Below are 9,904 nucleotides of genomic sequence, written 5' to 3'. Positions count from 1 at the left end.
GGACAAACGTCCAGCCCCGCCGTTCTATTCGTCTCCGCAAACACGGACCGCAACCCAAGATGGGCATCTCGGCCGGCCATTAGGCTGTCCATTCCATCCGGCCCGCTTATTTCCAAAAGCAGGGCTTCGCTTTCTACAGAAGCACAACAAAAACGTGCGCCACGGACGGGCTTTTGCTTTCTCCTGGCGGTAATTCCTGTTCATAGGGACCCACCGCCGCCGCATAGGATAGCGAAGAGGGCGCCGGTGAGGCGCCTTTGAATCGGCGGACCGCTCGCTTCATAAAAGCGGCAGATGCGGCGCAAAACGCGCCGTCAAGAGGGAGGGCTTATGCTGACTGCGGCACTGCTGCTGTTTGCCAATACGCTTCTTTTTACCCTGCGGCTCAACGGAGGGGGCTCGTTTCCAAAGCCCCTGTCATCGGAGGAGGAGCGGGAATATCTTCGGCAGATGGCCGAAGGCGACATGAAGGCGCGGGACGCGCTGATCGAGCGAAACCTGCGGCTGGTGGCCCATGTGGTGAAGAAATACTATTGTGCCCAGAGCAATCAGGAGGACCTGCTTTCCATCGGCACCATCGGCCTGATCAAAGGCGTATCCACCTTTGACGCGTCCAAAGGTGCACGGCTTGCCACCTATGCGGCGCGGTGCATTGAAAATGCTATCCTACCCTAACGGACTTTTCTGTTGTTCAAGTGAACAGGCTAGCACTTGTTTCAGAGAATCGGCGTTCGCTTTGCCGCGTTAGTGAGGATAGAGGCATTTCTTTATCGCGGGCAGGGACAACAAATCAAACCGCTGCACCGATCAAAGGTCACGGAGGGTTCTGGATATCTCGGTATCCCCATTGGGACCTTGAAGAAATGGGAGCATGGCAACGTACAAATTCTAAAGCCCCCCGATGCCGTCCGTTAAAAACTTTGCAGCAGTCAATAAGAAAAAGCAAACGGCAGCGAGGTCCATCAAATCTGGACTCCGCTGCCATTTCTGCTTTATTTGGATTTTACATTGAGGATCAAATCAATAAGTGCTAATTTCTGCTCCCTGGACCAGGGTTGCTCTCTGATGTACCGTATCACCGCATCTGCATGACATTGTGCCACGCGGGCAGACAACTCATGCTGTGCAGCTTCCTCTTTAGGATAGTGCACAATCACCTGCATCGTCCAGTCCCCCTGCTTTCAGGGTATGCGCCGGCTTTGGAGACATGCTTCATAAAATCCCTCTGATTTCGCCTTCTCCGCATAGGAAGCAAAGAAAGATTCTGTGACTCGACTGACTGCTGGGGAAAAGAATCTTCCTTTCTGCGCCGCTGCGATGCCGACAGCGACAATAAAGCTGAATCAATAACGGACTTTTAAGGGGGGCGTTCCAGCTCCCTCTACGCGGGCAGCGCAGCGAGATGCTGGGTTGGAGGCCGTGATGGTATGCACTCTACACACAAAAGGCACTTGCTCCAAGATGAGCAAGTGCCTTTGATACAATATAACAAGTTAATTGTTATAGCAGTCGCAATCAGGTCTTCCTCAATCGAATTCCCAAACTCTAGAGGAAGCCCCTTGCTGCTGTGGCCTCGGCGCTCAACGTACAGTCACGGTGCGCCTTCTTCAAGGTGAATATAATTTCTTTTTCGGACAAATTGAGAGTTCTGCTGTCCGCCGATGCCAGCGATTAAGCACATTCTACTTGATTGATTACCGCAGTTCAAACTTCATTGATTCGTTTTTCTTATATGCTTCCTCTACAGCGCTGATGATCGCACCGCGGAAATGCGCTCGCTCCAACTCCAATACACCTGTAATCGCGGCGCCTTTGGGAGAGCATACTGCATCCTTCAGATAACCCAGGCTTTTCCCGCTTTCAAGGAACAGGTCAACCGCTCCCCTTACCGCCTCAGCAGAAATAAGCTCCGATTCCTTTCGGGAGTAACCCAAGGCGATTCCACCGTCGGCCAGTGCCTCCAAAAACATAAACACATAGGCGGGAGTGCAACTGCTTAGAGAAACCCCCATACCAAAGTGTTCCTCGTCCACGTTTTGGCACATGCCGCATTGACTCAACAGTTGAACAAGCCCCTCCTCTTGCTTGAGAGAGAACTGTTCGTTTTTAGAAACCAAAATACAGCCCTTACCAATACTGATCGGCAAGTTCGGCATAATACGCACCACGGGAAGCGCCGGGGCACCGCTGGATTCCAGCAGCTGCTGAATGCTATTCAATTCGATACCCGCCGCCGTGGATACCAAACACTGCTCCGGGTCCAGAACAGGCAGAAGAGATTTGAGCAGGGCTGAAAAGTCCTTTGGCTTTACGGCCAAAATGACGTAGCGAGCACCGCGCGCTGCGTCTTGGGCGCTGTCCGCAGAAACACAGCCAACTTGCTGGACGACGGTCTCCATAGTCTCCGGATGACGATCGAAAATCGCGACCTGCTCTGGAGGAACCGCCAAGCACAGCCGCTTAGCCAGAATACTGCCGATATTGCCCATGCCTATAATTGCAACCTGTTTCATAAAGACCTCCCCGTATAATCCAAGATCGATGTTATGAATTTTCTGAATCGGACGTGCCTTCTCTAAAGAAAAGATTAGGAAAGTGAACCGACAGAAGTTTCACATCCTTGTTGGATTTATTCACCCAGTTATGGGGCAGATATGAATGGATCTGAATACTATCACCAGGATAAAGTAAATAACTAGATCCTGCATAGTAGATAGTCGCAACGCCCTCTAAGACCATAATGAATTCCTCTCCGTCATGCTGCAACAGGTCGGTCTTGGTGGGTGTTGCTTCGGGGTGCATAAGAAAAATTCTGGGATATAGCTTAAAATTAGAGGGATTATGGCTTAAAGCTGAGGTGAAGGATGTCTCGGTAAATGGGGACCAAGTACGCTCCACGCTTCGAACCACCGGATCCTCCTCAATATTGGTCGATTTCTCAAAAAATTGATTTAGGTTTGACCCTAAAGGAACTAGGAGCCTAGATAGAGTATCCAGCGCAATATTCGATTTCCCATTTTCCACGAGGGAAAGGAATCCAACAGACAGTTCGGTTTCCTTTGCCAACTGCTTGAGTGTGATCTTTCTTAATTTACGCAGTAGCCTTAACTTTTCACCTATTTGATCCATGAGCATCCATTCCGCACTTAAATGAAGTACTATTTTAATCAGCCACGGTACTGTCAGCAGCAATTTTAGCTGCCATGTGGAGCCGTGTCCCCTTAAAATGTATTAAAAATACTTTCGTTTTGCCGAAACAAAAGCCTGTCCAGCATCAGAAATATATGAATCCAGCATTTTCTCGAATCATAAACAACCCACTGGCGAGAAATGTTTAATTTTTATTATACCAGTCATTTCCACAAACTGTCAAGAATTTCACATCAAGGAAAAAGTAAACTCTCAGAATTGACGCATAAATTTAGTATTACTTAAAAAATTTCAAAAACAGAATCCGATTACAAGTGAGCACATCCGAAAACGAGCGCAATGTTTTGTGCAACATAAACAAATTATTATTTACACTTTAATTTTTCTTGTATTTTGTATTAGACCGTGGTATACTTTAGCGTAGCAAAGCAACGGACGATCTTTTCTCGGCGCCTGCATTTCCGGACGCCCATCTCACCTAATGCATGTGCTGCGGAAGGGGCACAATGTCCACTGCAACGTGAAAACAGAATATAGGAGGAGAAAAGAAAATGCTAGAGATCATCACTAATTTTGTCGGTGCGCTCAACGGTCCAATCTGGGGCGTTGGAATGCTAGTCCTCATCGTGGGCAGCGGCCTGTACCTGACGATCCGAATGGGGTTTTTCCAGTTCGCCCACTTCGGTGACATGTGGAAAAGAATCTTTGAAAAAGGCCATTCCGAATCCGGTATCTCCGCATTTGCTTCCTTCTGCACGACCATGGCCATGCGCGTGGGCACCGGTAACGTAGCCGGTGTGGCTGTGGCTATCTTTTCTGGAGGCCCAGGCGCTCTATTCTGGATGGTTCTGGCCGGCATGACCAACTCTGCCGTGTGCTTTACCGAATGCACCCTGTCCGTGCTCTACAAGACCAAGATCGACGGTGAGTACCGCGGCGGCGGTCCGTACTGTGCGGAACGGGGCTTGAAGTGGAAGCCCTACGGCGCATTCCTTGCCGTCATCACCATGGTGGGCATTGCGGCCTTTATGCCTGCTGCCGCCACCAACACCATCTGTGATGGTTTCCGCAACGCTTTAAATATCCCTATGTGGGTTAGCGCACTGGTCATCGCCCTCATCATGGCCGTTGTGATCATTGGCGGCGTGAAGCGCATCAGCACGGTGGCTTCTTACATCGTCCCCTTCATGACTGGCTTGTACCTGATTGCCGCAGTCATCATTATTCTCATCAATATCACCAAGGTTCCCGCTATGTTCGTCACCGTCATATCTTCCGCTTTTGGCGCCAATGCCGTTATGGGCGGCACACTGGGCATTGCCATTCAGCAAGGCATCAAGCGTGGCACCTTCTCCTCTGCCTCCGGCATGGGCGAGGCATCTCCCACCGCCGCTGCGGCTGAAACCTCTCACCCCGTAAAGCAGGGCATGGCCAACGCCGCCGGCGTTTGGCTGGACACCGTTATCGTCTGTACGGCCTCGGGTCTGATGATCCTCCTCACGGATGCCTATAATACCTCGGGCGGTTATGTGAGCCAGACCTTCAGCGAACTGCAGGGTGTCACCTCCGGTAGCGTGTACTTTGTTCAGCTGGCGTGCAGCACTGTCATGGGCACCATTGCTCCCACTTTCATCGCCATCATGTTGGCTCTGTTCTCCTTTACCTGCCTCATCAGCTATTATTATGAGGCCGAGACTGCTGCCATGTACCTCTTCCAGGGCCCAGGCAAAGAAAAAATTCGCAAAGCTGTCGTTTGGATTATGCGCATCGGTATGCCCATTCTGATCTTCGTCTATGGCAACGCGGCCGCAGGCCTTGCATGGGACCTGTCCGATCTGGCTTTGGGAAGCATCACATGGATTAACATGGTCGTTGTTATGGCATTGTCCTCTAAGTCAATTGCGCTGTACAAGGATTATGAAGCGCAGATGAAGGCTGGCAAGGATCCCATCTATGATGTCGAGAAGCTGAAATGGGACGGCGTTGATGTGGAACTTTGGAAGAGTATTAAGGAAAAGCACACAAAGACTGTGTCGTAAGAGTCGAAAAGATGTATTCTTTCCGTCTGTGCAGTGATTCCAGTTCGGCGCAGGCGTCAAACTAAGGAGGAAATACTTATGTCAAACGCATACTTCACCATCGAACGTCCGATGAACGACCCCTTTAAAGGGTATTTGCCCGGCAGTGCCGAGCGCGCCGAATTAAAGGCGGAACTGGAAAAACAGTCCAATGAGATTGTGAAGATTCCACTGATCATTGGTGGAAAAGAGGTCTGGACTGAAAAAACAATTCAGGTAACCATGCCCCACGACCACCACCATGTGATTGCCGAATGCTGCATGGCTGGCGAAAAAGAACTGGAGATGGCGATCGACTCCGTGCTGTCCGCCAAGGCTGCTTGGGAGGAAATTCCATGGGAGCACCGTTCCGCAATTTTCTTAAAGGCTGCCGACATGATCGCCGGTCCTTACCGCAAGGTGCTCAACGCCTCCACAATGCTTGGGCAGTCCAAGACTGTATTTCAGGCTGAAATTGATATTGCTGAGATGGTAGACTTCCTCCGCTTTGGCGTATGGAGTGCGCAAGAGATCTTCAAGGAACAGCCCATCAGTGGTGATGGAATCTGGAATCGGCAGGACTATCGTCCGCTGGACGGGTTTATCTGTGCCATCTCTCCGTTTAACTTCACCTCCATAGGAGGCAATCTGCCCACTGCGCCCGCCATCGTGGGCAACGTTTCCCTGTGGAAGCCGTCTCGCACGGCAGTTCTGTCCAATTATTACTATATGAAACTGCTGCAATGGTGCGGTCTACCCGACGGCGTAATCAACTTCGTTCCCTGCGCCGGAACGGATATGGCCCAGTATGTCATCAGCCACCCCAAGATGGCAGGTTTCCACTTTACTGGCTCCACCGCTGTATTTCAGGGCGTCTGGAAGCAGGTGGGAGAGAATATTGCTTCTTACGCAAACTATCCCCGTTTGGTTGGTGAAACCGGCGGCAAGGACTTCATCTTCGCCCATAGCTCAGCGGATATCGAGCCCCTGGTGGCCGGTATCGTCCGCGGATCCTTCGAGTATCAGGGCCAGAAATGCTCTGCCTGCTCCCGCGCCTTTGTTCCCGCCAGCATCTGGCCCGTGGTGGAAAAGCGCCTGAGGGAGCAGACCGAAACCATCAAGGTGGGCGACGTACAGGAATTTGACACCTTCATGGCAGCTGTCATTGACAAGGCCTCCTTCGAGACCTGCAAGGGCTACATTGATCGCGCTGCGGCTTCTCCTGACTGTGAGTTTGTCACTGGCGGCACTTATGATGATAGCAAGGGCTGGTTTATTCAGCCAACCATTATCCGCTGCAAGACGCCCACCTATGAATCCATGATCAAGGAAATCTTTGGGCCAATCGTCTCTATCTACGTCTATGATGACGACAAGTTGGATGAGACGCTTGCAATCTGTGACAGCGCGTCCCCCTATGCGCTGACTGGTGCCATCTTCGCCCAGGATCGTCAGGTCATCGTGAAGATGGAAAAGGCGTTGCGCAATGCATCCGGCAACTTCTATATCAATGATAAGTGTACCGGCGCCGTGGTTGGACAGCAGCCCTTTGGCGGTGCACGTGCTTCCGGCACCAACGACAAGGCCGGAACCAACCTGAACATGATTCGCTGGGTCAGCGCCCATGCTGTCAAGGAAAGCTACTGTCCCTCGGCCGCGATTGCCTATCCCTATATGTCAGAAAAATAAACTGTAATGAAGGACAGTCCCTCGTGGGAGAGAAAGTCCTGAATAACAGGCAAAGGGGCCTGGACCACCGATCGGTGTCCAGACCCCTTTGTCAAAAAATGATTCATTGTTTTGGCAAGTGCCGCCTGTTGCAAGATTACCCTTTTGGGCTTGTCTTGACGCCACCAAAAATTAAGGGCATGACCTTCCGGGTATAGGGTCCCAGAGCGTATGCACCTTCCGAGATGCAGTAGTCATAGATGATAGCCCGTTCACACAAGGAATATAACCTTGAAATTTCATGCACTGACATCTCGAGGGTAATTTGCCCTCTGCGCTGGCCCTCATCGACCAGATGATAAATCATCTGATAGTAGAACCGATTTTGGTCAAGCAGATGCTTGTCCCCTTTGGTTACCACCTGCGAAGAGTATAGCATCGCCAGCAGGCCGATGGAAATTTCCTCGCCAATAATCTGGTGGATACAGCACGACAATTCTATCAATTTATCGTAACTATTCATTTCTGGATCTAAGGTATCCAGAACCTCCTTATACTTGGCGTCAAACAGCTCCGGCAGAGCTGCCAGAAGCTCATCCTTGCTGTTGTAATAATGGTAAAAACTCCCCTTGGAGGTTTCAGACAGCAGAACGATATCGTCCACAGTGGTTTCTTCATATCCCTTTTCATGGAAAAGTTTCCATGCAGCCTGCGTAATCCTGAGCTTTGTTCTGTTTCCCCTGGACATCGATTGATTCCTCGTTTCCATTTAATTCAACGCTCTTTTTTAATTATACTACGGTTCCTACCGATTGTCACTTTGATTTTCCATTTATGAAATCAGTTACTATTCCACAAAAATATTTTATATCCCCCTTGCCGATCTAGCAAATTCGCTGTATAATAGACTAAAGTCTAAACGTCGGTCTATTTTAGTAGAAAGGGTGGGACTGGTCATGGCGAAAGCTCCGTTTGTGTTCAACATTCAAAGGTACTCGATTCACGACGGCCCCGGTATCCGCACCAGCATTTTTTTCAAGGGATGTCCACTCTCCTGTCGATGGTGTCATAATCCGGAGAGCCAGCTCCATACCAAGGAACTAATCGTTTTCAATGACCGGTGTACCGCCTGCGGCGCCTGCGTCAAGCACTGCCCGGAGGGCGCCAACGCCATTGTGGACGGCAAATTGAAGATGACACGAGAAAAATGCACCGTCTGTGGCACATGTGTCGACTGGTGCCTGAACAATGCCCGTGAGGTGGTCGGCAAGGCGTATTCGGTAAAAGAATTGGTAAAGGAGGCCGAGAAAGACCGGGCCTTCTATGAACAATCTGGTGGTGGGATCACCTTGTCCGGCGGTGAAGTCATGGCACAGGATATGGACTATATTGAGGAACTGTGCCGCATTCTTTATGAGAAGGGCTATTCCGTAGATATTGATACTTGCGGCTATGCTCCCTACGAGAACTTCCAGCGCATTTTACCTTATGTGGACGCGTTCCTCTATGATATCAAACTTATGACTCCGGAATTACATAAGCACTGGACAGGTGTAGATAACCATCTGATTTTAGAAAATCTTAAAAGGCTGAATCAGGATGGAGCGAAAATATTCATCCGGATGCCGATCATCCAAGGCGTCAACGCCACAGAAGAGTATATCCTGCGGGTTATTCAGTTTCTTCAGGAGGAGCATATTCACGCTGTTCAGGTAAACCTGCTTCCTTATCACAACACTGGAAAACACAAATATAGTAAACTGGATAGACTTTACGATGGAGAGGAACAAATGGATAAACCCGAACAAAGCCGTATGGAGTTGTTTCGGGAGCTATTTATTAAAAACGGCATTCAAACTACAACTATAGGAGGTTAAAGCATGAGCATCAAAACAGAACTGATCCCGGAGACAGAAGACGAGGTCTGTGCCTGTGTGGGCACGATCAACCCTGCCGCTGTTGGTATGAAAGAACGAGGCATGAATGATCGCATTAAAAAGCTGCGTAAGATCAGTGTAGAGACTCAGCCTCGTATCTACATGGAGCGTGCCGTGCTGGAGACCGAGGCATACAAGAAGTACGAGGGCACGGTGTCTGTGCCAGAGCTGCGGGCGCTGGTTCTCAAGCATTTCTTTTCCAACAAAAAGATTTATATCGGCGACGGTGAGCTGATCGTTGGCGAGAAAGGTGACGGACCGCAAGCGGCCCCCACCTTCCCGGAATTGTGTTGCCATACCCTTCAGGATATGCACAACATGAACGACCGGAAAATTGTCAATTTTTCCGTCACCCAGCAGGATTTGAGCACACAGGAGAAGGAAATCATTCCTTACTGGGAGAAACGTTCCATGCGGCATAAAATTCTCTCCAGCATGACCGACGAGTGGAAAGATGCCTATGCTGCGGGTATTTTTACTGAATTTATGGAGCAGCGCGGCCCCGGTCACACCGTGGGCTCTGAAAAGATTTTTGAGAAAGGCTATCTGGATTATCAGAGCGACATTAAAGAAACTTTGTCCCAGCTGGACTATATGCATGATCCCGCTGCCATCGACAAGCGCAACCAGCTTAACGCCATGAGCATCTGCTGCGATGCCATCATGATCCTGAGTAAGCGCTATGCCGATCTAGCCCGGGAGATGGCCGAAAAATGCACGGACGAAAAGCGGAGAGCAGAGCTTCTTCAGATTGCCGCCAACTGTGACGTGGTACCCGCTCACAAGCCCCAGACCTACTACCAGGCCATTCAGCATTACTGGTTCACCCATTTGGCAGTTACCACCGAGCTGAACCCCTGGGACGCTTACTCCCCCGGCCACTTCGACCAGCACCTTGGTCCCTTCTATGACAAGGACGTGACCGACGGCATCCTAAATCGGGATCAAGCGCTCGAACTGATGGAGTGCCTGTGGGTTAAGTTCTACAATCAGCCCGCTCCTCCCAAGGTTGGCGTCACCCTCAAGGAAAGCGGCACATACACCGATTTTTGCAACATCAATACGGGCGGTGTGACCCCTGACGGCACCGAT

The 9,904-nt window shown here is 50.3% G+C and carries 9 protein-coding genes; 5 read left to right on the top strand and 4 right to left on the bottom strand.

Annotated elements, in window-relative coordinates; all coding sequences use genetic code 11:
* Positions 1 to 330: 330 nt before the first annotated feature.
* Complete coding sequence (locus tag RT018_RS07850; RefSeq protein WP_312940798.1) at positions 331 to 675, top strand: sigma-70 family RNA polymerase sigma factor; 345 nt, start codon at positions 331 to 333, stop codon at positions 673 to 675.
* Positions 676 to 992: 317 nt separating this feature from the next.
* On the opposite strand, the gene RT018_RS07845 is transcribed toward RT018_RS07850, so the two are convergent.
* From RT018_RS07845 to RT018_RS07835, 3 genes are all read right to left on the bottom strand, one after another.
* Positions 993 to 1,163, bottom strand: a complete 171-nt coding sequence (locus tag RT018_RS07845) for a hypothetical protein (RefSeq protein ID WP_312940797.1) — start codon at positions 1,161 to 1,163, stop codon at positions 993 to 995.
* A gap of 531 nt (positions 1,164 to 1,694) precedes the next feature.
* Positions 1,695 to 2,513: a pyrroline-5-carboxylate reductase gene (gene proC / locus RT018_RS07840; protein WP_312940796.1), complete on the bottom strand. Its 819-nt coding sequence runs from the start codon at positions 2,511 to 2,513 to the stop codon at positions 1,695 to 1,697.
* Positions 2,514 to 2,544: 31 nt separating this feature from the next.
* The gene (locus RT018_RS07835) at positions 2,545 to 3,192 is read right to left on the bottom strand and encodes an XRE family transcriptional regulator (RefSeq protein ID WP_312940795.1); all 648 of its coding nucleotides are present in this window, start codon (positions 3,190 to 3,192) and stop codon (positions 2,545 to 2,547) included.
* A gap of 509 nt (positions 3,193 to 3,701) precedes the next feature.
* Here RT018_RS07835 and RT018_RS07830 point away from each other — a divergent pair.
* Together RT018_RS07830 and pruA are read left to right on the top strand one after the other, a co-directional pair.
* Entirely contained in the window at positions 3,702 to 5,189 is a 1,488-nt protein-coding gene (locus RT018_RS07830) for an alanine/glycine:cation symporter family protein (protein WP_312940794.1), read from the top strand.
* 78 nt (positions 5,190 to 5,267) lie between these two features.
* On the top strand, positions 5,268 to 6,896 hold the full coding sequence (gene pruA / locus RT018_RS07825) for an L-glutamate gamma-semialdehyde dehydrogenase (protein ID WP_312940793.1): 1,629 nt from the start codon (positions 5,268 to 5,270) through the stop codon (positions 6,894 to 6,896).
* 136 nt (positions 6,897 to 7,032) lie between these two features.
* Here the strand turns inward: pruA and RT018_RS07820 are convergent, their stop codons facing one another.
* Complete coding sequence (locus tag RT018_RS07820; protein WP_312940791.1) at positions 7,033 to 7,623, bottom strand: helix-turn-helix domain-containing protein; 591 nt, start codon at positions 7,621 to 7,623, stop codon at positions 7,033 to 7,035.
* A 208-nt stretch (positions 7,624 to 7,831) separates the two neighbouring features.
* Here RT018_RS07820 and RT018_RS07815 point away from each other — a divergent pair, with 208 nt between their 5' ends.
* A complete protein-coding gene (locus tag RT018_RS07815) occupies positions 7,832 to 8,752 on the top strand; it encodes a trans-4-hydroxy-L-proline dehydratase activase (RefSeq protein ID WP_312940789.1) in 921 nt (306 codons plus the stop codon).
* Positions 8,753 to 8,839: 87 nt separating this feature from the next.
* Positions 8,840 to 9,904 (top strand): pyruvate formate lyase family protein (locus RT018_RS07810; protein ID WP_312940844.1); only part of this gene is annotated, 1,065 nt, incomplete at its 3' end.

This window comes from Oscillibacter sp. (assembly GCF_032060045.1).
GTDB lineage: Bacteria > Bacillota > Clostridia > Oscillospirales > Oscillospiraceae > Oscillibacter.
This window is presented reverse-complemented; position numbering and strand designations above follow the sequence as displayed.

Coding starts and splice junctions, on each gene's coding strand:
- RT018_RS07850 (WP_312940798.1), top strand. CDS start 331: ATGCTGACTGCGGCACTGCTGCTGTTTGCCAATACGCTTCTTTTTACC.
- RT018_RS07845 (WP_312940797.1), bottom strand. CDS start 1,163: ATGCAGGTGATTGTGCACTATCCTAAAGAGGAAGCTGCACAGCATGAG.
- proC (WP_312940796.1), bottom strand. CDS start 2,513: ATGAAACAGGTTGCAATTATAGGCATGGGCAATATCGGCAGTATTCTG.
- RT018_RS07830 (WP_312940794.1), top strand. CDS start 3,702: ATGCTAGAGATCATCACTAATTTTGTCGGTGCGCTCAACGGTCCAATC.
- pruA (WP_312940793.1), top strand. CDS start 5,268: ATGTCAAACGCATACTTCACCATCGAACGTCCGATGAACGACCCCTTT.
- RT018_RS07820 (WP_312940791.1), bottom strand. CDS start 7,623: ATGTCCAGGGGAAACAGAACAAAGCTCAGGATTACGCAGGCTGCATGG.
- RT018_RS07815 (WP_312940789.1), top strand. CDS start 7,832: ATGGCGAAAGCTCCGTTTGTGTTCAACATTCAAAGGTACTCGATTCAC.